Origin of the sequence: uncultured Ruegeria sp. (assembly GCF_947504215.1) — a bacterium.
Taxonomy (GTDB): Bacteria; Pseudomonadota; Alphaproteobacteria; order Rhodobacterales; family Rhodobacteraceae; genus Ruegeria.
This window is the reverse complement of sequence record NZ_CANNGO010000005.1, coordinates 296,831-321,548: the sequence shown is the minus strand read 5'-3', so window position 1 is coordinate 321,548 and position 24,718 is coordinate 296,831. Positions and strand designations below refer to the sequence as shown.

General features: G+C 55.7%; 19 protein-coding genes. 5 read left to right on the top strand and 14 right to left on the bottom strand.

The genetic code is table 11. The features are described from left to right. The first annotated feature begins 7 nt into the window (after nt 1-7). Nucleotides 8-2,401, top strand: coding sequence for a 1-deoxy-D-xylulose-5-phosphate synthase N-terminal domain-containing protein (locus Q1B21_RS12245; RefSeq protein WP_299889705.1), 2,394 nt, complete (start codon nt 8-10; stop codon nt 2,399-2,401). 81 nt (nt 2,402-2,482) lie between these two features. After that, nucleotides 2,483-3,694, top strand: coding sequence for an NADH:flavin oxidoreductase/NADH oxidase family protein (locus tag Q1B21_RS12240; protein WP_299889703.1), 1,212 nt, complete (start codon nt 2,483-2,485; stop codon nt 3,692-3,694). Between the two features lie 278 nt (nt 3,695-3,972). On the opposite strand, the gene Q1B21_RS12235 is transcribed toward Q1B21_RS12240, so the two are convergent. The 4 genes from Q1B21_RS12235 to Q1B21_RS12220 form a co-directional block, all read right to left on the bottom strand. Beyond that, nucleotides 3,973-7,356, bottom strand: a complete 3,384-nt coding sequence (locus Q1B21_RS12235) for an error-prone DNA polymerase (protein WP_299889701.1) — start codon at nt 7,354-7,356, stop codon at nt 3,973-3,975. Further along, nucleotides 7,353-8,831 (bottom strand): DNA polymerase Y family protein, encoded by a 1,479-nt coding sequence (locus tag Q1B21_RS12230; protein ID WP_299889699.1) that lies wholly within the window; start codon nt 8,829-8,831, stop codon nt 7,353-7,355. The genes Q1B21_RS12235 and Q1B21_RS12230 overlap by 4 nt, the downstream gene beginning before the upstream one ends. Beyond that, entirely contained in the window at nt 8,773-9,339 is a 567-nt protein-coding gene (locus tag Q1B21_RS12225) for a hypothetical protein (RefSeq protein ID WP_299889697.1), read from the bottom strand. The genes Q1B21_RS12230 and Q1B21_RS12225 overlap by 59 nt, the downstream gene beginning before the upstream one ends. Before the next feature lie 128 nt (nt 9,340-9,467). Then, nucleotides 9,468-9,926, bottom strand: a complete 459-nt coding sequence (locus Q1B21_RS12220) for an Lrp/AsnC family transcriptional regulator (RefSeq protein ID WP_299889695.1) — start codon at nt 9,924-9,926, stop codon at nt 9,468-9,470. A gap of 119 nt (nt 9,927-10,045) precedes the next feature. Here Q1B21_RS12220 and Q1B21_RS12215 point away from each other — a divergent pair, with 119 nt between their 5' ends. After that, the gene (locus Q1B21_RS12215) at nt 10,046-10,846 is read left to right on the top strand and encodes a phenylalanine 4-monooxygenase (protein WP_299078838.1); all 801 of its coding nucleotides are present in this window, start codon (nt 10,046-10,048) and stop codon (nt 10,844-10,846) included. A gap of 31 nt (nt 10,847-10,877) precedes the next feature. On the opposite strand, the gene Q1B21_RS12210 is transcribed toward Q1B21_RS12215, so the two are convergent. From Q1B21_RS12210 to fosX, 4 genes are all read right to left on the bottom strand, one after another. Further along, nucleotides 10,878-11,405 (bottom strand): GNAT family N-acetyltransferase, encoded by a 528-nt coding sequence (locus tag Q1B21_RS12210; protein ID WP_299889693.1) that lies wholly within the window; start codon nt 11,403-11,405, stop codon nt 10,878-10,880. Beyond that, nucleotides 11,402-11,956 (bottom strand): helix-turn-helix domain-containing protein, encoded by a 555-nt coding sequence (locus tag Q1B21_RS12205; RefSeq protein ID WP_299889691.1) that lies wholly within the window; start codon nt 11,954-11,956, stop codon nt 11,402-11,404. The genes Q1B21_RS12210 and Q1B21_RS12205 overlap by 4 nt, the downstream gene beginning before the upstream one ends. Nucleotides 11,957-12,074: 118 nt before the next feature. Further along, nucleotides 12,075-13,091 (bottom strand): Fe(3+) ABC transporter substrate-binding protein, encoded by a 1,017-nt coding sequence (locus tag Q1B21_RS12200; protein WP_299889725.1) that lies wholly within the window; start codon nt 13,089-13,091, stop codon nt 12,075-12,077. Nucleotides 13,092-13,319: 228 nt separating this feature from the next. Next, entirely contained in the window at nt 13,320-13,703 is a 384-nt protein-coding gene (gene fosX / locus Q1B21_RS12195; protein ID WP_299889689.1) for a FosX/FosE/FosI family fosfomycin resistance hydrolase, read from the bottom strand. A gap of 553 nt (nt 13,704-14,256) precedes the next feature. On the opposite strand from fosX, the gene Q1B21_RS12190 reads away from it, so the two are divergent. Continuing rightward, nucleotides 14,257-15,798: an ankyrin repeat domain-containing protein gene (locus tag Q1B21_RS12190; RefSeq protein ID WP_299889687.1), complete on the top strand. Its 1,542-nt coding sequence runs from the start codon at nt 14,257-14,259 to the stop codon at nt 15,796-15,798. Nucleotides 15,799-15,878: 80 nt separating this feature from the next. On the opposite strand, the gene Q1B21_RS12185 is transcribed toward Q1B21_RS12190, so the two are convergent. After that, nucleotides 15,879-16,910: an alpha/beta fold hydrolase gene (locus tag Q1B21_RS12185; RefSeq protein ID WP_299889685.1), complete on the bottom strand. Its 1,032-nt coding sequence runs from the start codon at nt 16,908-16,910 to the stop codon at nt 15,879-15,881. 127 nt (nt 16,911-17,037) lie between these two features. Here Q1B21_RS12185 and Q1B21_RS12180 point away from each other — a divergent pair, with 127 nt between their 5' ends. Next, entirely contained in the window at nt 17,038-18,117 is a 1,080-nt protein-coding gene (locus Q1B21_RS12180; protein WP_299889683.1) for a helix-turn-helix transcriptional regulator, read from the top strand. 265 nt (nt 18,118-18,382) lie between these two features. Here the strand turns inward: Q1B21_RS12180 and Q1B21_RS12175 are convergent, their stop codons facing one another. The 5 genes from Q1B21_RS12175 to Q1B21_RS12155 all read right to left on the bottom strand — a co-directional run bounded on the left by Q1B21_RS12175 (nt 18,383) and on the right by Q1B21_RS12155 (nt 24,697). Then, on the bottom strand, nt 18,383-19,783 hold the full coding sequence (locus tag Q1B21_RS12175; RefSeq protein ID WP_299889681.1) for a TRAP transporter large permease: 1,401 nt from the start codon (nt 19,781-19,783) through the stop codon (nt 18,383-18,385). A gap of 11 nt (nt 19,784-19,794) precedes the next feature. Beyond that, nucleotides 19,795-20,427, bottom strand: coding sequence for a TRAP transporter small permease subunit (locus Q1B21_RS12170; protein WP_299078854.1), 633 nt, complete (start codon nt 20,425-20,427; stop codon nt 19,795-19,797). 66 nt (nt 20,428-20,493) lie between these two features. Next, on the bottom strand, nt 20,494-21,504 hold the full coding sequence (gene dctP / locus Q1B21_RS12165; RefSeq protein WP_299889678.1) for a TRAP transporter substrate-binding protein DctP: 1,011 nt from the start codon (nt 21,502-21,504) through the stop codon (nt 20,494-20,496). Between the two features lie 125 nt (nt 21,505-21,629). Next, on the bottom strand, nt 21,630-22,970 hold the full coding sequence (locus Q1B21_RS12160; protein ID WP_299889676.1) for a sigma-54 dependent transcriptional regulator: 1,341 nt from the start codon (nt 22,968-22,970) through the stop codon (nt 21,630-21,632). Beyond that, nucleotides 22,967-24,697, bottom strand: a complete 1,731-nt coding sequence (locus tag Q1B21_RS12155; protein WP_299889675.1) for an ATP-binding protein — start codon at nt 24,695-24,697, stop codon at nt 22,967-22,969. The genes Q1B21_RS12160 and Q1B21_RS12155 overlap by 4 nt, the downstream gene beginning before the upstream one ends. Nucleotides 24,698-24,718: the final 21 nt, after the last annotated feature.

The window sequence follows — 24,718 nt, the reverse complement described above, 5'->3', positions numbered from 1 at the left end:
GACTGACATGCAGCCTGATCCCAACCAGCTTAAGGTCGTCGAGCAACGTCTACTTTGGCTGTCGCATTGGATGATTCACCATGCCAACCATATCCGACCCAAGGTGGACGGGATCAAGGTCGGCGGGCATCAGGCGTCGTCGGCCTCGATAGTATCGATCATGACCGCGCTATATTTTTCGGCTCTGCGACCTGAGGACAGGGTGGCTGTCAAACCCCACGCATCGCCGATCTTTCATGCCATGCAATATCTCATGGGCAATCAAACACGCGAGAAGATGGAGAACTTTCGTGGTTTCGGTGGGGTGCAAAGCTATCCCAGCCGCACCAAGGATATCGACGACGTGGATTTTTCGACCGGGTCGGTGGGGCTGGGTGTGGCGATCACCTCGTTTGCTTCGATCATTCAAGATTACATCAACGCCAAAAGCTGGGGGGCAGATGCCCCGATGGGACGCATGGTGGCACTGGTCGGCGATGCCGAACTGGACGAAGGCAATATCTATGAGGCGTTGCAGGAAGGGTGGAAGAACGACCTGCGCAACACGTGGTGGATTATCGATTACAACCGACAGTCACTGGACGGCATTGTTCGCGAAGGGTTGTTCGAGCGGATCGAGAAAATCTTCGATGCTTTCGGCTGGGACGTCGTGCGCGTGAAATACGGCGTCCTGCAACGCGCCGCATTTGAGGAGCTCGGAGGGGATCGCCTGCGTGCCTGGATCGATGCCTGTCCCAACCAGGACTATTCGGCTCTGACATTCATGGGCGGCACGGTCTGGCGCCAACGCCTCATGGATGATTTGGGTGATCAAGGGGACGTCACAGCCCTTATTGAACGCCGCTCTGATGTGGAACTGGCCGCCTTGATGGAAAACCTTGGCGGCAACTGCGTCGAGACCATGGCCGAGACTTTCGCCGCCATCGACCACGACAGACCCACCTGTTTTCTGGCCTATACGATCAAAGGCTGGGGCACGCCAATCGCTGGCCACAAGGACAACCATGGCGGATTGATGAACAACAGCCAATTCGCAAAGTGGCAGGATCATATGGGGGTGCATGAGGGCGAGGAATGGGAGCCGTTTGCAACCGTCGGTGATCCAGAGGCTTTCAAACGTTTCCTGTCGCAGATACCCTTTTTCGCCAAAGGTCCGCGGCGCTACTTTGATAACAGACTGGCTGTTCCATCCATCGGGATCGACACCGGCCGTGAGGTCTCAACCCAGATGGCTTTCGGCAAGATATTAGATGATCTGTCCAAGGGAGACAGCCAACTGGCCGAACGCATCGTGACAACGTCGCCCGACGTGACTGGTACGACCAGCCTTGGCCCCTGGGTTAATCGCCGCAAGTTGTTTTCCCGATCCGAACAAGCCGACGCGTTTATCGAACACCGTATCCCATCAACTGCGAAATGGGAGTTCACGCCTAAAGGGCAGCATATCGAGCTTGGCATCGCCGAAATGAACCTGATGCTGCTTCTGGGGGCTGCAGGGCTGTCACATTCCCTGTTCGGCAAGCGGTTGATCCCGATTGGCACAGTGTATGACCCTTTTGTTTGCCGCGGACTCGATGCGCTGAACTACGCTTGCTATCAGGATGCGCGGTTTATGCTGGTAGGTACACCTTCGGGGGTAACGCTGGCTCCGGAAGGCGGCGCACACCAATCCGTCGGCTCCCCCTTGATCGGCATGAGCCAGGACGGGCTGGCTGCATTTGAACCTGCCTTTGCCGATGAATTGGCGGTGATCATGGAATGGGCCTTCGATTACCTTCAGCGCGACGGTGAGGGACAACCAGACGAACGCACATGGCTACGAGATGAAACCGGTGGTTCAGTTTATCTGCGCCTGACCACCAATCCGATCGAGCAACCGGGCAAGCGCGTCGATGATGAATTCCGACAGGGCGCAATCGACGGAGCCTATTGGCTGCGCAAGCCGGGTCCCAATTGCGAAGTTGTGATCGCCTATCAAGGCGCCATTGCACCAGAGGCAATCAGGGCCGCCGGAATAATTGGTGAGGGCCGGCGGGATATCGGTGTTCTTTCCGTCACCTCGGCTGATCGATTGAACGCCGGATGGACGGCCGCGCAACGAGAACGCTCGCGCGGCAATCAGGCGGCAATATGCCACGTCGAAACTCTGATTTCCGGCCTTCCCGCACACTGCAAACTGCTCACAGTGATTGACGGACATCCTGCCACGCTATCCTGGCTGGGAGCCGTGATTGGCCATCAAACCATTCCGATGGGCATCGAGCACTTTGGTCAGACCGGCACGATCGGCGATCTCTATCGCCATCATGGTATTGATGCCGATGCCATCGTCGATAAGGTGAACGGACTGACGGCCGGGAAACAGATGTTTCAGCGAGACCTTGGTCTTGTCAAACCTTGAAGCCCCTCCTAAACAACGTGTTATCGAAGATAACCACCCAAAGCATCTTGGGTCGAGGTTAAAACCCCAGCGAGAACTGACTTGCACGCAGCTTCGAATAATTTGCTCTTCAAGCCACTCACCCTGCCGAACGGGCGTGTGCTAAAAAATCGGATCATCAAATCGGCCATGTCTGACTCACTCGCGGATGGACATGGCGATCCGACTGCCAGACAGATAAGGTTGTATGAACGCTGGGCCGACGGTGGTCTGGCAGCGTCAATCATCGGAGAAGTGCAGGGCGACCCACGGTACCCTGAAAAACCGGGCAATCTTGTGCTCGATCAAGGGGCCGACACTGCAGCGTTCCGTGATCTGGCGCGGCGCGGGTCAGCAAACGGGGCGCATCTCTGGTTGCAACTTGGCCACGCCGGGGCATTGTCTCACCTGCCGATCAGCAAGCCGAGGGGACCAAGTGCCATCAACTTTCCCGATTTTAATAGCGAAGCCATGTCTCTGGCCGAGATTAGGAGCATTCCTGATTCCTTTACCCAAACGGCACGGCGTGCGGCTGAGCTGGGGTTTGGAGGCGTTCAGATTCATGCGGCTCATGGGTTTCTCTTAAGCCAGTTCCTATCTCCTCTCTTCAACCACCGCACGGATGACTATGGTGGTTCGATCCATGCACGTATGCGGCTGCTTGTCGAGACGGTCGAGGCCGTTCGTGCTGCTGTACCGACTGACTTTGTGGTTGCAGTCAAACTGAATGCCACTGACCAGCTGGACGGTGGGCTAACGGAAGATGATGCCCTCAAAGTTGTTGCAGGACTTGAGGGCAAAGGCGTTGATTTGCTGGACATCAGCGGTGGAACCTATTTCCCCGGTGCCCCATCAAGTTCCGAACGAGCATCCAAAGGCCCATATTTTCTCGAATTCGCCGGTGCCGCACGCGGGTTGACCACGGCCCCCCTCATGATCACCGGAGGGTTCAAGCATTATGACGAGGCAGAGGCCGCGATCATCCAAGGTGATGTGGATGCGGTTGGCCTTGCGCGGGGTTTCGTCCTTGATCCATCGCTGCCTTTGTCATGGCAGGCGGGCAAAGGTGACCCTGCCTTTCCTCGATTCGCCACCCTGCCACCAGGAGGAATGACAGCTTGGTTTACGATGCGGATGACGGACCTTGGTGAAGACCAAGAGAGTCTGATTGAGCGGGATATCAATGATGCAATTGCCGAATATGAGGCGCGCGACGCGGAACGCGCGATCCTTTGGAAGAAACGATTTCCTGTGCATGAACCCTTCGCTTCATAAGTAAGCCCGGCCTTATGCATCAACAGCCCGCTGAACAATCGGGCCTCTTGAATCCATCGTGCATGCATGGAACACGCGATACAGGGATGATTAAGGAGCTAGGCGAGATACCGGAGCAACGCGAAGCCCTCAAGGCCGATCTGGGCGCCGGTGACCGAGCGCTGGCGCTTTTCGGTTAACCGGAAATTCAACAGTACAGAAGCTGTTGTTCGTCAAGTCGGGCGCACGGGTTGGGAAATCGCAAACAAGCGGATGCCGCGGTCTGCATGAATGCCTGTTTAATGAAAATCCCGGCTCGGAAACAGTCGCTTGGCTTGATCACGCGGATGCATGGCGCGGGCGGGGTAGCGGGATGCTTTTGGGGTGTCATCCGCGCGCAGGCCTTCGGTGGTCAGAGCCTCTGGCAACGGGTGGCCCAGGTCCGAGAGCTTATAGGACATGTCGTAAATCTCCTGAGCAATCAGATGCACAACAATGCCTTCGCGTTGCAGATAACCCCGGACACGCAGGAGCCGTGCCCCCATCACGATGCGCCGGAAACGCTCATATATTTTGGGCCAGACGACGACATTACTGACCCCGGTTTCATCCTCAAGCGTCAGGAAAATCACCCCGGACGCCGTGCCGGGGCGTTGGCGGGTGATGACAAGCCCGCAGACCGTATGCTGCCCCAGAGGCACATCCTTGAGTGCGTTGTGAGGGGTAAGGTCCGGAATGCCGGGGCGTAGCAATTCCATTGGATGGGCGCGCAGGGAAAGGCGGGTGGATACATAATCCTCAACGACTTCTTCACCCAAATGCATGGTGGGCAGGGTGATCTGCGGTTCATTAATACTTTCCCCATCAATCGGGTCGTTAAAAAGCGGCAGCGGTTTTTCGCTGCGGATGGCTTTGACTTGCCACAGAGCATCGCGACGCGTGAGGTCCATGTCAGAGAACGCATCCGCTTCGGCCAACCGTATCAACACATCGGGGCGCAGGCCTGCCCGCAGCCACAGCGCCTCTGGATCGCGATACCCATTGCCCCGTGCCGCAACAATCCAGCCTGCATCTTCTTCTTTGAAACCTTTGATTTGGCGAAACCCCAACCGCAGAGCCAATGCGCCATCGGGGCGGCGCTCAAGGGTATTGTCCCATTCTGAATGGTTCACGCATATGGGGCGTATTTCAACACTATGTTCCCGCGCATCGCGCACGATCTGGGCGGGGGCGTAAAACCCCATAGGCTGGGAGTTGAGAAGCGCACAGGCAAAGATCGCCGGGTGATGGCATTTCAGCCAGGCCGAGACATAAGCGAGCATTGCAAAAGCGGCGGCGTGGCTTTCGGGGAAACCGTAATCGGCAAAGCCCTGGATCTGAGAGAAACAGCGCTTGGCGACGTCCAGATCATAGCCATTCCGTAGCATTCCATTAATGAATTTCTCCTCAAAGGCTCCGATGGTACCCATACGCCGGAATGAGGCGAGTGATCGGCGCAGGTGATCGGCCTCTTCGGCGGAAAAACCCGCCCCCACCACAGCGATTTGCATGGCCTGCTCCTGAAACAGCGGTACGCCAAGCGTACGTTTTGTGACCTCTTCCAGTGCGGGGCCAAAGGGTTCAGCCTGCTCCAGACCCTGGCGGCGTTTGATATAGGGCTGCACCATGCCGCCCTGGATCGGACCGGGGCGCACGATGGCAACTTCGATCACCAGATCATAGAATGTTCGGGGTTTCATCCGGGGCAGAAAGTTCATCTGGGCACGGCTTTCGACCTGAAACACCCCCACCGCATCGGCAACGCAAAGCATATCATATGTGGGTTTATCTTCCTGCGGAACCGTAGCGATACTGAGGCTGCGCCCTTCGTGTTGCTGCATCAGGGCAAAGGCTTTTTGCACACAGCTCAGCATGCCGAGTCCCAGGACATCGACCTTCAGAATACCAAGTGCATCAATGTCATCCTTATCCCATTCGATGACGGTGCGATCTTCCATCGCAGCATTGGAAATCGGCGACAGTTCATCCAGACGACCACGTGTGATGACAAAGCCTCCTACATGCTGCGACAGGTGTCGGGGAAAGCCGATGATCTCGCCAATAAGCTGGATGGTTTGCATAAGGCGGCGGTCTTCGGGGTTAAGGCCAATCTCGCGGATGCGATCAAGATCAATCCCGCCATTGCTCATGCCCCAGATTTGGCCCGACAGACCGGCAGTCACATCCTGAGACAGGCCCATGACCTTACCCACCTCACGAATGGCGGCCCGTGTGCGAAAGTGAATGACGGTTGCGCAAAGCCCGGCGCGGTGGCGGCCGTATTTCCTGTAAATCCACTGGATCACCTCTTCGCGCCGCTCATGTTCGAAATCGACATCGATATCCGGTGGCTCGCCACGGTACTTTGAGACAAACCGCTCAAACACCATCGAGATCATATCTGGACTGACATCGGTGATGCCTAAAAGATAGCAAAGGATTGAATTCGCAGCGGACCCGCGCCCCTGACATAAGATGCCCTGCGATCTGGCGAATTGCACAATATCGTGGACAGTCAGGAAATAGGCTGGGAAATCCAATTCCTTGACCACGGCCAGCTCTTTTTTCAGCAGGTGGGTTACTTTGGAGGGCGGACCATGAGGGTAGCGTCGTGTCAGGCCTTCTCGGGCCAGCCGTTCCAGCCGGGCTTGCGGCGTTTCTTCCTCAGTGTCTTCATGGGGGTATTCATAGGAGAGTTCGCCCAAGTCAAAGCTGCATTTATCGGTGATCTCCAATGTACGGCGTATTGCGCCCAGATGGTTACGAAACAGCCGCGCCATATCCTGACCGGACTTGATCCGGCGTTCGGCATTGGGCAGCGCACGCGTGCCGATCTGATCAATGGTGATATGGTCGCGCATGCAGGTCAAAACATCGGCCAGCCGTCTGCGGTTTGCGCGATGCATCAGCACATCGCCAACCGCGACCATCGGGGCACCTGCCTTTTGCGCAGCCATTGCGCAGATCGCCAGATAAGCCTGATCGCTGCCGTCATAACGGGGGGCGGCCCCGAGAAAAACGTGATTGGGAAAGCGTCGCTGCAGCCGCTGGATATCCGGTACGGCCTCTTTCAATCCCTGTTGCGGCAGGGCAATCAAAATCATCCCCTTGCAGGCGGGTATCATATCCTTGCTGTAAAGCTCACAATCACCTTTTTCCGCCCGGCGTTTACCTGCGGTCAGAAGGCGGGTCAGGCGTTTATATGCTGCCCGATCACGGGGTAAGGCAACCCATTCCACCGAACTGTCACGCAAGACCAGACGGCACCCAACGATTAGTCTGGGCAATGTTGCGAAAGGGGGGTGTGCAATGGCTTGTCCCGATTCAATCTTTTGCCGGGAGGAGGCATCCACACGCTGCTGAGAACGAATTTTCAAAGCTTCTGCAGTGTCTCGCCGTAACTCCTTGAGCGCGGTCCAGGCTCGCACCACTCCCGCCAGTGAATTGCGATCCGTGATAGCAATCGCAGACAGCCCCAACTCTGCAGCCCGCACGATCAGTTCTTCGGGGTGCGAAGCTCCGGTCAAAAAGGTGAAATTACTGGTGACACAAAGCTCGGCATAGCCTTGCCCCTGTATCTGCATGTGCAGCAGATCCCGGCGAAAGGCCTCTACCGGACGATGCGTGCGATTGACTTCAATCATGCAAATTCTCCCTGCACGAACCATCCAGGGTTTTGCGGCGTGTAAAACAACCAGAGCCGCCGTCCCTGCGTGGTTTCCACACGCCAGTAATCGCGCAGGCCAGAACGCCAGTTGTCATCCTCCAGCCACCATTCAGGAGCGATGCGTTCAGGGCCCGTGGCGCGCGCCGTGGTCAATGACATGCGCCGCCAGCGGAACCGTTCTGGCGGATGTGGTTCAGCGATCATAAGCGGCTCAGGTGGAAACAGACGCAGCGGGCGTGGGTTTGTGCAGGTCCAGCCGCTGGCAGGATCTGAATAAGCGGCAGGCGCAATGATAAAGCTGCGCTCTGGGATATGGCTGTCAGCGGGCAGGAAACGTTGGATATTCGTCAGCCCGATCCTTGTGCCGATCCGGGTGATGAGGTCTTCCAAATGACCCTTCCGCCCCGCCGAAACATGGGTGAGTTGCTGGGCTGGCAAGGCCTCAACCTGCGTTGCCTCAAGCCGCAGCTGGTCGATGCCAAAACCTGCATCCACCTCGGCCAACCCCCGTTCAAACAACGGTAGAATGCGATGAGGGTCCCGCAAAGGGCGCGCCAGACGCAGCTCAACCTCTTGATGATCCTGATCCACCCGGCGCAGTGTCATTGTTAGCCCTCGCGCACCCATTTCCTGCGCTTTCAATTTGGCGCAAAGCCGGGTCAGCAATCGCTCTGTACCAGCCATCACATCGCTGATGAGGCCAATAGGCTCTGGCAATGTCATGCGCACTCCGTAATGGGGCGGGTCAGCCACGGGCGTGATACCTTCCGGCTGCTGCCCCACAGCCTGATCCAGCCGTCTCAGTACATCCGGTCCAAAGCGGCGGGTCAGCGGCGCACGCGGCGCCGCAGCAAGATCGCCAATCTTACGCAGCCCCAATCGGGTCAAAGCCGTTGAGGTTTTCTCATCCAGCTGCAAGGCGGCAACAGGGAGGTTCTGCAGCGCGGCCAACATATCACCGGGTGGCGCCAGCCCCTCACCATGATGCGCCAGGGCCCAGGCCGCCGCGCGCGTGTCCGCCAGGCCGATCTGCACCGACAGGCCCGCACGCGTCAGGCGGGTGCGCATATCACTCAGCATCTCTTTTTCACCGCCAAAGAGATGGGTGGAGCCGCTGATATCCAGCACCAGCCCATCACGACCTTCCAGCCCCACCCAAGGACAGTACCGCGTGGCCCAACGGCACAGGATCTGCAAAAATCGCTGGCCTTGCAGCAGATCAACCGGTGCCGTTTGCAAGTTGGGACAAAAAGCACGGGCATCGGAATAGGGCATGCCGGGATGCAAACCCTGCTGCGTGGCCTGGCCATTAAGGCAATAGAGCCGGTTGATGTTGCTTTGTTTCAGCGTCAGGGCAAAGGGACCACCCGACGGGCAGCGCCGCAAAATCTGGTCACTCGCCAGCCGGGGAAACCATAATGAGACGACGCGACGCGGGATCCCATCGAACATACCAAACACCTAATGTTCCTGATTTGTTCTTTATAAGTTCCCACTTTTGCAGAGTCGAGTCCTGAGAGCTGAATCTGGGATCAAACACAGGTGCACAATGCCAACGGGTTTCAGCCGCATTGCTGCCCATACCTTCAGGTATAATCGACAACCCGGTGGATTTTCCATCACGCGCCGCAAGCTGCAAACGCCGCCCCGCGGTCAGACCGAGGGGTTTTGTCAACTGCATCACCACCAACGAGATGACCCCTGAACGCAGAGCTTCTTCGGCGACAGCCAAGGTTTCAGTCTGGTCCTTGGTGTTACACAGCGTCAGGGACGCAGAATCAATGAATTCGACAAACCCGTCCGGGTTAATCTGGCTTGGCTCCCACCGCTCTCGTACCCACATAACATCGCCGCGAAGCCGCGCAGCGAGCGTGAATGCAAACACGTCTGCGCCGGGCCCGCAGACCTCGTGTGTGCGCGTGTTACTGGGTGGAAAGAAACGCGGATCAAGATTGTGCATGTCTATGCTTTAGCATCCGATAGCAATATTGGAAAACACTGTCATGCTAAGGACCGCAAAACACCGATACCTCATTTTAAGTCTCGCGCTGTGCTCGCGTGATTCCAAAGCTGCAAACCTACGTTCGGTCAAAGAATGGGCAAGGGCCCCCGCGTTTTGGTTTGCCGCAGGACAAAGTTGCTGCGTGTGTCACGGACGAGACCGGATTTCAGCAAGCGCTGCATGATAAACACCTCCAGATCCTCGGGGGTTTTGGCATATACCTTAAGAATGAAATCATGATCTCCGGTGATCGAAGCGCACTCGACGATCTGTGGTTCAGTTTCGACGAGGCGCAGGAAATCCGAGATGCTTTTTTCCTGATGATCCTGCAGGGCAATATGGACATACGCGATCGCATTCAACCCAACGGCCTTTGCGGCCACTTGCGCACGATAGCCAGACACTACACCTGACGCCTCAAGATCACGAACACGCCGCCAACACTGCGACGCGGAAAGTCCCGTGCGCTCGGCGAGCTCTTGCATCGACAAGCGTCCACTGATTTGCAGCTCGCGGAGAATGGCAATATTTGCAGTTTGAAGCATTTGTTTCGGATTATCTCCAAAAACGATATATATTTTTCAAGTTACCTCAAATCTCTCTACATTCAAACGAATTTTGTCGATGAGGAGGGGGTATCCTGTCATCCAGAAGGAGGAGTCCAATGCCCAAATCGACCAAATATGTCGCCAAAATTGCCGATGCACGCGGCCATATCGATTACACCGCCGAAGAAGACGCCGTCTGGGCTGATCTATATGCCGCACAGGAAGAGAATGTTCAGCAATACATGGCGCGGGAATATCTTGACGGGCTGACGCGGTTGGATTTGCCGAAAACCTCCGTTCCGTCTTGCGCCGATATTTCTGAACGTTTGCTGGATCTGACCGGATGGCGCGTTCAACCGGTTCCTGCGTTGATCGGGTTCAAAACCTTCTTCGGTATGCTGGCAGATCGCGTCTTCCCAGCTGCATCCTTTATCCGCTCGCGCGAGGATTTCGACTATATTGAAGAGCCCGATATCTTTCACGAGATTTTCGGCCACACACCGCTGCTGAGCGATGCCCGCTTTGCCGCCTTCAGCCACGCCATCGGGCAGGCCGGAACCCGGGCGGATGCAGCGGATTATGCATGGTTGATCCGGCTCTATTGGTTCTCAATCGAATTTGGACTGCGTCGTCAGGATGGTGAAATCAAAGCGCTAGGGTCCGGGCTTGCGTCTTCACCGACCGAATTGGTTTACGCAGTTACAAGTGATACGCCGGATCGGGATCCGTTCGACATCCTGACAATCCTGCGCACCCCATACCGTATTGATATGCACCAGATGGGCTATTTTGTTCTAAACGATTCAGAGGACCTTTTTGCAGCAGCGGATCGTGATCTGCTGGCTGATATCCGGCATGCCCGCAAGCTTGGCTTGCTACCAAACAAATTCCCCGAGAAAGTCACCGCCGCAGAATAAAAAGTGACTGCAGGAGGGCTGGCGCCCGCTTTCAGGTGCCCGGACTCAGGTCTTTGTACATAAACGTCGTCGGCTCCAACCTGTCTTCAAAAGGGTTGCGGCAATAGTTAGGGATTTCGCCGGCGATCTGAAATCCCAGACTTTGATACAAAAGACGGGATGGATCCGAGCTGCGTGTGTCCAGTACCAGCATGGTTCTTCCCAGTTCTGAAGCGCGGCATTCAAGAGCATGCATCAAAGTACGTCCGAGCCCACGTCGCCTGGCATCCGGATGAACAAGCAGCTTCGCCACATCGGCGCGATGCGGTTGATTTGGCATGGCCGCAGGGATCAGTTGCACCGTTCCCAAAACGCGACCTTCGCCATAAGCGACAAACAGATCCAGACCACCTGAGCCCATGTCGGACTGTACGCGCGTTGTCCAATAAGCTCGGGCATCATCGGGCAAGAAGGGGAGTATGAACCCGATGCTGGCACCGGTATGCACGCAGGCGTGTAAGATATCCGTCAGATCATCCAACACGTCTGGGAAGTAATCCGCGGTCAGTCGGGTGATCATATCAGCACCAGAATGTAACGCGCACCACGCCGTGCGCCTGTTTCAAATCGGGTCGGCCCGGACAGGTGATAGCGCAGGCAATCACCGCCAGACAGCACATGCGCAGTATTGTCGACCGTCAGGGTCAACATGCCGTCCAGCATGATCAGGTGATGTTCCTGGCCCGGTTTTGGGGGGGCCTCGTACGTGATATCTGTGTCACGGGGCAGGTGACACTCCAGCACCTCTCCGGTCAGGCCAGCCGAGGGAGGAGAAACGGAGCGTCGGGTAAAACCCGTTTCTGGATCGCGCCATTCAGCCTGTCGGTCAAAAGGGACTTTGGGGTCAAAACTGTCTTCGACCATCATCAGCAAACGTGACATCGGCACGCCGTAAGCTGCGCACAAGCGCCCGAGGCTTTCGGCGGTCGGGCTGACCTCGCCCTTTTCCATCCGGGACAAGGTGGCCCTGCTGATACCACTGTGTTCTGACAATTGATCCAGGGACCAACGGCGCGCCTTGCGAAGCTCGCCCAGATGGTTTGCGAGTCTGTTTGAGAGATCGTCCAACATAGTTCATATCCGAGAATCAGTTCCGAATATGAGAAAAGTAACTGAAATATATAACCGCGCAACAAAAAAGAGTGCAGAATAATCTGCACCCTTGGCCTGCGTAGTTCTTTGGGTTGAATTACTTCCAGCCAACCTCATTGAAGATTTTCTGAGCGTCGGGAACGTTCTTCGCAACTGCCGAAAGGTCAACAGCGTCGGCCTGATAGTCACCCAGAGCGGCAACCGAAGCAGACAGGGCCACGCCCTCAACAGTCGGGTATTCGTCGTTACCCGCCGAGAAGTACTGTTGCGCCTGATCGCTTGCCAGATACTCTAGGAACATGATCGCGTTCTCTTTGTTCGGGGCATGTGCTGCTACGCCGCCACCCGACAGGTTTACGTGTGCCCCGTTGCCGCCTTGATCCGGGAAGACCCAGCCGATCATCTCGCGGTCGGCCGAGACACCCTCAACGTCTTTGCGGATAGCGCGAGCAAAATAATAGGTGTTCGACATCGAGATGTCGCACTCGCCGGATACGATGCCGCGCAGTTGGTCGGTATCCCCACCCTGCGGATCACGGGCAAAGTTCGCAACCACACCTTCGGCCCATTCTTTGGCAGCGTCGGCGCCAGCATGCTCGATGATGGCCGCCAGGATCGTCTGGCTGTACACGTTAGAGCTCGAGCGGATGCAGACCATCCCCTTATATTTGGGATCAGCCAGTTCGGCATAGGTCTGTGGCGGTTCGCTCACGTCGTTCTTGTCATAGAACAGGATCCGGGCACGCTGAGAGAAGCCGAACCATTCATTGTCGCTGTCCTGAAGGTTGGATGGGATACGCTCTTCCAGAACGGCGCTGTCGATCGACTGCAGAACCCCTGCGTTTTTGGCGCGTTCCAGGCGCGACGTATCGACGGTCAGCAGAATGTCTGCAGGAGAATTGGCACCTTCGGCTTCCATCCGGGCAATCAGCTCGTCGGCCTTGCCTTCGATGCGGTTGATCTTGATGCCAGTCGCGTCTTCGAAATCCGAATACAGGCGCTCATCCGTGTCATAGTGGCGTGAGGAATAGAGGTTCAACTCACCTTCGGCGGCCGCCGAGGTGGCAATGACGGCTGTCAAAGCGGCCGCAATACAGGTCGAGGATTTCAGCATAATGTCTCCCAACATAGTAAATCTCTTGGCGGAGTTTAATCCGACTGATTTGGTCAATTAAACGATTCTGGGAGAGATGCAACAAAAACTGACAAATTTAGTCGGTCAAATGGTCGCTGGTGTGAAATTACAAGTATGACGACGGGAATTGGCGTCGCTAGGGCATGAAACAAATGTCTGCGTCTAGCCCAACTCGCTCATTGGACAGGGTACAGCAAACGAGAGGTTTCAGGTTTCTGCGTAACGTCGTAACCGCTCGTCCAGCGAGCCACTGTGCAATTCAAACATGTGGTTGTCATGGTCATAGAAATAGATCGAGTGTCCTTCACCATCAACGCGCGAGCGACCTTCTCGGACTTCCAATCCTAGCGCCTGTATCCGCTGTAGCCTGTCATCGTATTCATCGGCTGCCATTTTGAAAGCCACATGGTTGTAGGTCTTCTCTGCAAGGGGCTCGCCTTCCATAGTCGCAACCCAAACACCGCCAATATCGAAAAAGCGTTCCTTCGAAAGCGAAAAAGTCTTCTCTCCGCTGTCGTAGATTTTCTTTGCGTCCAGAACACTCGTTAGCATCTCCTCCATCTTGTCGAGATCGCTCACGATGAACGTCATGTGACTTAACCCTTCGATCACTGCTTAGCCTCCGGCTTTTCTTTTCTTCACACCATTCCAGACCCCCGGCCAACAGCAGCAAAGCCCGCAACTTGACCCTTGGCCGTCGTCGCCTCGCTGAGCGCTTACGAACGGTTATCATGCGGCACTGCGATACCAAAAGCTGAGCAGATGCAGAAACGTTTCTGCCGCGAGCGCACGCCGCGAGAAAATCGAATTCATAGGTTGGGTTCGCAGCAGACATCGGAGGTAGTGCATTGTAACCCCCTGCCCCACATCTGACAAATCTCGAGGACGACCCAAGGCGGACATCCACAAGTGTACTTCTCTCTGCATCGCGGCTTTTGCTTTGCGGTCGTTCCGCCCTTTGCGCCCCACTCAAGCTGATCTTGCGGGTACTACTTCGAGTGGTTATGTTGTGAATGCTTTTAGGGAAAGCGTCCAGGTCCGCGGAAAGCTGTCATCGGCATCTCTATCAACAAGACGACAACCTTCTTTCGGTATGTCTCATGCTCGTTTCCAGCGGACCATCGAGCCAAAAGTGAGGACACCGATGACAAAATCCCTGGACCAATTGCGCCGCGACGCCAAAGCACTTCGCAAAGCCTATGAAGCAGGCAAATTGCGTGCCCGTCAACGCATCGCAAACTATCCACCTCGACCGGAGACAACAGCTCTTAAACACTCCGACTATTTGCACGTCATTGCGCGCGAGCACAGTTTTCCATCCTGGCCTGCCCTAAAGTTCGCGGCCGATTTGCTTGGCATGGACAAAGCCGCCAAGCGGCAACGCCTGAAACTGGCGCTTGCTCAAGGTCACTTCACCGCTGTTGATCAACTTCTTGCTGACACACCAGACTTGGCAGACGGAGATTTCGGGCTTTGTTTGGCCCTTTATCGCAAGTCCGACGTAAGGGAACTTCTAGACCGGACGCCTAAATTGGTGACGCAGCTCATTGGCGATCTGGCGCCTCCTTTAACGATCCTTGCCCGATCCAAGTGGATCCATCGCGCACCTGAGCTGGCTAATGACATGCTTGATATCGCAAACGCACTTTTGAAATCTGGTGCTGATGTCGATCTCGGTGCGCCAGTCTATCATGGCAACGACTATAAGCTATCGCCGCTTTACTTCGCCATCGGCCATGCGGACAATATGGTTCTTGGACAGTGGCTGCTGGAGAACGGAGCAAATCCGAACGACGGCGAGAGCCTTTATCACTCTACCGAGCTCGGTCATCATAAGGGATTGCAACTGCTTCTGGATCATGGCGCCGACCCGAAGGGGACAAACGCATTGCTGCGCGCGATGGACTTCCATGACACAACGGCGGTTCAGATGCTTCTCAACCATGGGGCTAAAGTAGATGAATTTGACGGGACGCATGTTGGCGGCGAAGCACCATGGGTCGTTCCTGCGCTACACCAAGCGGCGCGAAGGATGGCCACACCAGATATGGTGGAACTTCTTCTTGAAAATGGCGCCGAATTGAACCGCCCTTTCGAGAACACAACGCCCTATGCTTATGCGCGAGTGTTTGGAAATGCCAGTTTGGCGAGGGTGCTCGAAGAGCGCGGCGCAGATACTGATTTGAGTGAGATCGAAACACTACTAGCTGCTGTTGCCGATGGCGTTCAGCCGCCGGGCAAAGTTGATCCAGACAAGATACCTGACGCTTACCGCAATATCATCCGAATGATCTTGCATATCCCGGGCAAACTGGATCACGTTCAACGGCTGGTCGCCGTAGGAGTTGAATATGACCGCCCGGATACCGAAGGATTGACGCCGGTGCAGGTCGCCGGATGGGAGGGCTTGCCAGAGGTCATGGAATACCTTCTGTCGTTAAAGCCAGACCTGACACATGTGAACGGCTATGGGGGAACACTTCTGTCGACAATTATTCATGGATCGGAGAACTGCCCGCAACGATTAGACCGCGACTATACTCGGTGTCTGAGTCTGGCACTGCGGGAAGGTGTCGCTCTCCCGCACCGTGCCATAGAACTGGCAAGCCAGGACGTTGTATCCGAGTTTTTGTCAGATTGGGCGGAACGATTTCCCGAGCAGGTCGTCGAAGGTGGTGTCGCTTAAACTGGTTTATGCGATCATGACAGCTGTTGATGGCGAAAGCGGAGGGCCGGTATCGCCATAGCACTCCGCCTCCGGTCGCGTTAGGAATTCGAGAAGAAATCCGTAACAGCGTCGATGATCATCTCATGCTTGGCAGCGCGCGCTGTGCCGCCATCTGAGCAGATGATCTCGTCTCCCGGTTCTTCTTTTGCCAGAAGTTCATAGCCTTCAGGCTTGCAGCGACCCAAGAAATCGAAATGCGATAGCGTCTCCGGTTCAATGTAGCGCGAATTACTCTCTGGTAGGGCGGCAATCAGCGCGCGGGATTCAATGTCGAGCGTCAGACCCGAATTCATGATTGGTGCCCCAAAGACAAGCATGGGTCGGTCAATTTGACGAAGGCTGGTGCCGGAAAAGCTCTGAGTTCCGCCAAGGTCAAAAACGGCAAATGCCTTGATCCGGCTGTCGGACAGATCGGCCTCCATCTGAACGCGATCTTCAGGTGTTTGCGCGATTTTCCAATTCGAAAGGATGCCGCAGGCCAGCTCGTCTGGCTGAGTGGCGCAAAACTGACTTAACCCAGCCGCGTCGTAGCGCGCACCGGCTAGGGCAACAGCCGTGAACCCACCCAGTGAGTGTCCCGCCATATAGATCCTGTCTGAATCGACATATTGCGAAAAATCAGATGCGCCAGTCGCATGGTCGATAACACGGGAAATGTCCTTTGGCCGCTCCCATAGTTGCCGCGTTAGATCGGGATCGCGGGACCAGGTTGATGTACCAGGATGGCTGATGGCGGCGACAATGTAACCGCGTTGCGCTAGGGCCCCGGCAAGCCACGCCTGATTGTAAGCGTTACCAAACATACCATGAGATAAGACAACAAGTGGGAACCGGCTCGTCGCTGGCGCAGCATCTTTCACAACTTTCGTCCCCACCCACACTTCACTGTCGAAGTCGTAAGTTTCTGGCCCAGTGGCATCTGTTGGATACCAAATAAACCCGGACAGATGGCGTTCTCCCTCGACGTCGGCGATCTTGAGTTCTGTCATTGCAGACCGGTACGGCTGGGCAAATGCCGTGGCTGCGCACATAGCTAAGATTCCAGCAAAAAGGTAAGAAGTTTGTCTCATCGAAAGCTCCGATCATCGTTCAAGATACGTCAAAGCTGAGCCGTAGGTTTATTTGAAACAATGAGTTGCATTGCCTATACCTGTACTTGATCCTGATCGAGGACAGGCCGCGATAGAAAGAGGACAAATGGACAGCCCCGGGTTGATCAGTTTCCCCTTGCCGCTGGCGACGGCGTTGCTTTGCGGTGTTCTAACCATGCTGGCCTGGCGGCTGGATCTGGGCTTTCGTCTGGCCAACATGTTGTTCTCGGCCTTTTTTGGGTTGGGCGCCTTCTCATCCCTGTTGGTCGGTCTGCGGTTTGGCTATGGAATCGAGGAGTTGATCCCGCTGCAACGCACGTTGCCCTTGTTCCTCGGGCCACTCCTTTATCTGAGCTTTGCATCGATGGCCCTCGAAAGGAACGACGTCGCCAAGATCGTCTTGATGCACCTGGCTGCGCCATTCATTTTGATCGGGTTGTACCTGCTCTTGGCCAGCGACTTGAGAAGTTTGGATTGGGTTATCAGTGCCAGCTATTCGTATTATTGCGTCGCTCTCTTCTTACTTTGGCGGAAGGGTCCCGACGCACTGAGTCAAGCACGGGTCGATGTTACCCAGACCCTTTCCAACTGGCTTTTACGCAGCATTGGGTTTCTCGTCTTTGTACTTGTTTTGGACAGCGCGATCGCAATCGACTTTGCAGTTAACAAGGGCGCAAATGCCTCAATGCTGATTTCTTACGGAACTGTTCCGTTGATCCTTCTTCTTCTTGCGACATCAATCACGCTCCCATTGATGTTTTCCAAGGTCAACGCGGCGTCAAACTCAGCGCCAGTTGCCAGTACTGAAGAAGCAGAAGTCGTGGATCGACTGCAGGTATTGATGGATGAACAACAGCTTTTTCTGGACCCCAACATTACCGTCCAACGACTTGCCAAGCGCCTGAGCCTTCCGGCCCGCGCTGTGTCGTCTGCTGTCAACAGAACTCAGGGAACCAACATGTCGCAATACGTGAACGAGTTTCGTTTGGCTCACGCGGCCCGATTGCTTACCGACACTGACGAAAGCGTTGCCAAAATCGCTACTCAATCAGGGTTCATCGCACGTTCAAACTTCTATCGTGCATTCCAACGGGTCTACGGACAATCGCCTATCGAGTACCGGACACTACGCAAATCCACGCAGAAACCTCGGTTCGACGGTCAAAATCCGCTAGACGCTAAATGAGTCAGCCCGGCGAAAGTAATCGGTCACAAATCAAATGACCGTAGTAGCCCATGAGAGACATCAACAGGTACCGCGATGCAGTAGCTGCCCGCTTTTCTGACGTTCGTCGCAGGCGCAAAACTTTGAGTTTAGTGAATTCACCAAACGCGGACAAAGATTGCTTTAGTTGCAAACGGTTTAACCTCATGCGCTACGACGCGTAAATTGAACGCTCATGCTTTCCACTCGTCTTTTCGAATTTCATTGTAACCACCCCCATGACACTTCAAACCTGTCCTGGGAGCCAAAGTACGATTGCGGGGAAGGCAACGAGCATTGCGATTGTCGCCGCATCCGCCAGAAAGAAGGGTGTTACGCCTTTAAAGACATCCTGAACACTTAGATCATCACGCACGCCAGCCACGACAAAGCAGTTCAATCCAATCGGTGGCGTGATCAGACAGAATTCGGCCATTTTGACGACCAGGATACCGAACCAGATTGCACACATTGGCCCAGACATGCCGAAGGTACTGTCGGCTGCACTCACGGCGTCGCCACCGTTCAGCGCCATGACGGCGGGGTAGACGACCGGCAGTGTCAGCAGCAGCATCCCGATCGCATCCATGAACATGCCCAGAACCGCGTAGGCCAGAAGAATACAGATCAGGATCAACATGGGTGACATCTCAAGCGAGGTTATCCAGTCGGAAAAGGCGTTCGGCAGCTCGGCAAATCCCAGAAAGCGAACGTAGACCAACACGCCCCAGATGATGGTAAAGATCATGACGCTAAGCTTGGCTGTCTCCAGCAACGCGTCTTTCAGTTCGGACCAGCGCATGCCCTGGTACAGCGCCATCAGAAAGACAACGAAGGCACCGATTGCGCCACCCTCGGTTGGCGTGCCCCAAGCATCGCCTCCGAATGGGTTGTAGACAAAGAAGATAATCGTCACGACGACAAACAAGATAGGCAGTGCGGGCGGCAAAGACATGAATCGCTCTTTCCATGTAAAGCCTGAGACTGCCGGACCAAAGTCTTTGATCACAACGGCCATGCCAATGATCAACAAGCCGTAGATCAGCGCCGAGAACATGCCCGGAATGAAACCGGCTAAAAGCAGTTTGCCCACGTCTTGCTCCACGATGATCGCGTAGATGACCAGAATGGCCGAGGGAGGGATGAGTGAGGCCAACGTGCCGCCTGCAGCGACGACACCTGCAGCAAAGCGCTTGTCGTAGCCGATTTTCAGCATCTCGGGGATGGCGATGCGGGCGAAAACGGCTGACGTGGCAACCGAGGCTCCTGAAACCGCAGCGAACCCGGCGGTCGCGAAGACAGTCGAAACCGCCAGCCCGCCTGGAACCCAGGCGAGCCAACGCTTGGCGGCTTCGAACAGCGCTTTGGTCAGGCCCGCGTAATAGGCGAGGTAGCCAATAAGGATGAAGGTCGGGATAAGGCTCAGCGCCTGGCTCGAAATCTTTGAATGAGGTACCTGCCCGGCGGTTTTGACCGCCACAGTCACAGCCTTGCCGAACCGCGCCGGATCGTATCCGAACTTGGCCCAGAAAATCCAGATCAGCCCAACCATGCCCGCAGTCGCGGCGGCAAAAGCCACACGCATTCCAAGCACCACAAGAACAAGCATACCGCCAGAGACAATCAGGCCAATATCAATGGGTTCCATCAGATTTTACCTCAGTTGTCGTGGCCGGAGACATGCTCGGCTTCCATCGCAGCCTGAGTGGCGGCGTCAGCGATTAGCGGGACGGCGATGGGCGATTGTTCAGGGTGACGGATGGCGCGACCGTAGGCCCAGAGCTGCAGAAAGAGCCTTAGACAAAGAACACTGAAGGCCACCGGGGCCAACAGCTTGGCGGGCCACAGCGGAATGCCGATATCGATGGAACTGTCGCGGCTCCAAAGCGGTGCGCCAAAGTCGAAACTGCGTGCGAAATGCGCCCAACTTCCCCAGATCAGCAAGACGATCAGCGCCAGAATGACAGCGGTCGTCACGAATTCGACAATGTACAACGTTCGCCCTTTTAGTGCGCCTACAACCATGTCCATTCGAATGTGACCACCATCGCGCTGTGCGTAGGATATGCCCATGAAGGCAATCAGCGGCATCGCCTGCTCGATCCAGTCGACATAGCCAGGCAATGGGGCGTTGGCGAAATTTCTGCCGCCGACGGAAACCACGGCCATCAGCATCAGGGAAAAGACTGCCAGACCGCTGATCAGGGCCAAAAAACCTTCGAGCTTGTAGAGGCGCTGATCAAGAATGCTAAGACGGCTGTCGTCGGACAGCACAAGGGATGACCCGGCCATCGTTTCCTCCGCTATCAGGAAAGAAAGACTACCCGGCGGCCGTTTTGCCGCCGGGTAGTGAGTGGACTAGCTACCGTTTGCGATCTTCCCGGTCACAAGATCATAAAGCTCTTGTGCTGGTAGGCCGCGTTCGGTGTTATCTGCAATCCAAGCCTCTGCAGCGGGTGCGGCGGCTGCTTCTTTGAACGCTGCGATTTCTTCATCGCTGAACGTGACGCGTTCGATGCCGCGCTGATCCAGCTCGGGGCCCCAGGCTTCCATCGTTTTGGTCTGGTAGTGGGAAACGTAGTGATCCAGCGCTTCATCAACCGAACCCATCAGAGCCTCACGATGCTCATCTGAAAGGCCTTCCAGTGCGAGTGTGTTCACCACGACCGGGCAGTTGACGGTTCCGGGGTTCAGGTTCGTCGTCCACCACGTACCGTTCTCAATGGTCCCGAAGGACATATGGGCGTGCGGTGCGAAGCTGACGGCCTTGACGATACCGCTGTCCATTGCCTGACGTACTTCGGACGCGGACATCGAAGTTGGAACCGCCCCAACTGTCTCCATTGCCTTGCCGATACCGCCGGTAGCACGCACACTCAGACCTTCAAAATCCGCCAGAGATTTCGGCGCTTCACCAACACCGACAAGGTTGTATTGCGGCAGGGGCGACGGCATCAGTAGGGTCGCGTCCCAGCGGGCCAGATCCTCGATCACCGCCGGGTGCTGGTAGACAGCCATCGACAAGTCGACTTCCTGTTCCAGTGATGTCACGCCCAAGAACGGCAGTTCCAGAACGGTGATCGATGGATTCTTGTCGCGGTGATAGCCAGCGCAGAACTGAGCCATTTCAAAGGCACCGATCGAAATACCGTCGAGGTTTTCCTTGTTCTTCGACAGCCCGCCGTAGCTGATGTTCAGGGTAAATTCGCCGTTGGTCTTTTCGTTCACCAGTTCGGCAAGTTTTTCGACATGCTCCGTAAAGGCGCGGCGCTTGCCCCAAAGGGAAACATTCCATTCAACGGCCAATGCCTCAGATGCGACGGTCAGCGACAGGACGGCAATGGCCGCCCGGTTAAGGTGTTTGCGCATAGTGGCTCCTCCCAGATCACGCAATTCGTTTGGGCGGAGTATTCAGAATGCGACGCTTGCTGACTATGAAGGAAAATGCGGGTCATGTTCCACGTACTCTGCGGATTTCCGCAGGGCTGTATCGCTTAAAGCAAGGTCTCTTTATCGAGACCAAGTTTGACGATCTTTTCGTTGAGAGTACGTCGTCCGATTCCAAGCGCTTCGGCGGCGGCATCCATACGGCCTTTGTGCGCCTTTATGGCTTTGCCAATGAGCTCGCGTTCGAAAGCAGCAACCGCTTCGCGCAGCGTATCCGGCACATCGTCAAAGTGCTGATCGCTTTGGATAGCCTGCGCCACCGACCCTCCTCCGCGTCGGGCCGCCAAAATGCGCCGTTCGCAGACATGGCGCAATTCACGCACATTGCCGGGCCAGTCATGTGCAAGCAAAGCGGCGAGATCGTCCTGATTGAGCTCTGGCGCATCGATCTCGTAAACCTGAGCGTATTCGTTCAGAAAATGCGTTGCCAAAAGAACCAGATCATCCCGTCTTTGCCGCAACGGAGGCAAAGTCAATACGACCGTGTTCAATCGAAACAAAAGGTCCTGACGCAGGCGGCCTTCCTCGGCTGCCTGTACGACATCTTCGTTAGTCGCTGACACGACCCTGAAGCTTACCGGCAACGGCGAGACAGCACCTACCGGCAACACCTGCTGATCTTCGATTACCCTTAGCAGCTTGGCCTGAACCACGAGTGGACACGAGCAAATTTCATCCAGAAACAAGGTTCCACCCGATGCCGCCACCAGCCTTCCGTGAGATGCCCCCGCGACCCCAAACATTTCGGCTTCGAACGTATCGGTGGATAAAGCTGCACAGTTCAGAGCAAGAAACGGTGCATCGGGCGAACCACCCAAATCATGTAAGGCATGGGCTACCAGCTCCTTTCCGGTCCCTGTATCGCCTTGCAAAAGGACCGCAACAGAGGTGTCCGCAAGATCGAGAACCTCTTGCCGCAACGCTGTAATCGTATCGGTTCGGCCAAGCAAAATGCGGTCCAGTCCGGACAGTTTTAGCAGCCTGTCCTTCAGCCGCGCGTTGCTTTTCCGCATACGGCTTTGCTCAGCCGCGTGTGTCAGCACCGTCAGCAGACGGCGCGGCTCATAGGGTTTTTCGATGAACCCATATGCCCCATCCTGAATGGCTTGCACTGCCATCGGGATGTCGCCATGCGCCGAGATAATCACAACCGGCGGCGCGATCTGTTTATCCAGGCTGGCCAGTAGTTCAAGACCTGACATACCTGGCATCCGCACATCCGAAAGGATTACATCCGGCGTGGCACCGGTCAGATATTCCGCCACCTGAGTCGCGCGCGACACGGCGCTGACGCGCCACCCTGTGGCTTCGAGCAACTCAATAAGGGATTGTCGCATCGATTTATCATCGTCGACGATCAACACTTTGAAGGGTTGCTGTTGAGTCATTCGTTCGCTTCTTCAGGTCGTGACGCTATCGGGAAGGTGACACAGAATACCGTTCCACCGCCACTCCGGTTTCGGGCCGTCATTGTGCCATCGTGATCTTTGACAATGCTGGCGGAAATGGCCAACCCCAAACCCATGCCGCGGCCGCTCTCCCTTGTGGTTACAAATGGTTCTTGCAACTCGGCCAGTGTCGCCTCCCCTAAGCCGTGACCATTGTCTTGAATTTCAAGTGTGGCTTGGTCTTCGGAAACTGTGACGGCTATTCGAATTTCAGGCGCGCTCGTTTCGTCTGTTGCGTCCATGGCATTTCGCAACAAGTTGGTTATCACCTGTTCGACACGTAAAGCAATTCCTCGGATCAGAACTGGATTGGCTGGTACATCCAGCGAAACTTCCACTTTTGCCTGCTCAATATTCGGATCGACCAGGGCCAGGGCGGCGCGCACAGAGTTGCACAGATCGACGTTATCGAACGGTTCGTTTTCCGAACGAGCGAAGAACCGCAACTGGCGTGTTATGCCCTCCATGCGATCTACAAGGCTGCCGACTTTCTGCGCTAGCGAGGCTTGGCCAGATGTGCCGATCTCAGCTGCCACCAGATGGTTACGCATGGCAGCAATGGGTTGACCCAGTTCGTGCGTGACAGACGCAGAGAGTTGCCCCAAAGCAGCCAGCCGACTTGCGCGCTCCAACTCGCCTTGTGTGCGCTTGAGGCGTCGTTCCGCAGTCTTCCGGTCGTCGATTTCGATTGCAAGCCGCTCGTTTGCCTGACGCAGCTGTGCCTCTTCCTGCTCAGATCTTGCCAACGCAGCCCCGACGCGGCGCGTTCGTTGTATTTGCAGGAAGATGAACGCCACACCTGCAAGGAGGACGAAGAGAGCGGTGACGAGCCAGCTTCGCGCGACCGCCCGGTCGTCACTTGCAAAATAATGAAGCGACCAACCATGCGGTAGGTCGGTTGCGGCCAGATGAAGACGTTTCGCCCCTGAAATCCTGGCTTGGTTTCCCGGCAACTCGATCCAGTCCAACGGATCAAGCTTATGACCTGTAAACTGCCGAGCCTGTCTGATCCTTTCCTGTTGTTGATCAGAAAGCGGATTCAACACACGGTACTGCCAATCCGGATCAGAGGACAAAAGAACAACTCCGTCCTCGTTTGCCAGCAGGACCTGCTCACCAGAATTTCTCCAACTTTCCTGAAGACCCGAAAAATCAATCTTGATCGCAATGACACCGGTAGGCGCGGCCGCGTCGTCGAGTACCACATTGGCAATAAAGTATCCCGGCAGACCGGTCGTCGCTCCAATTGCATAAAACTGCCCTTGCTCACCCGAGAGGGCGTTCTGAAAGTACGGGCGGAAAGCGTAGTTTTGACCCACAAAGCTTCCGACATCGCGGTAATTCGATGCGGAAATGGTGATACCGTTTTTATCCATTAGGTAAATCGCATCCAGACCTGCCTGCGCCGCGAAATCCTCGAGGCGCCGGTTCAACGTTCCTGTGCCGTCTCCTTCGGCTGTTCCGATGACAAAGGGGTCTTTTGACAGCACATATGTGAGGTGGGAAAACCGCTCCAACTCGGCCTTGACCGAGCTTTGGTACAGAGACAACCGCCCCTGAACCTTGGAGTGTTCTTCTGAAAGAAAATACTGATAGGACATCAGATAGAGGCCAACGCTGGCGACAGCGGCCCCAAAAAAACCAACAATGTACGGCATTGATCGCATGGACTGCCCATTATTTGCGAC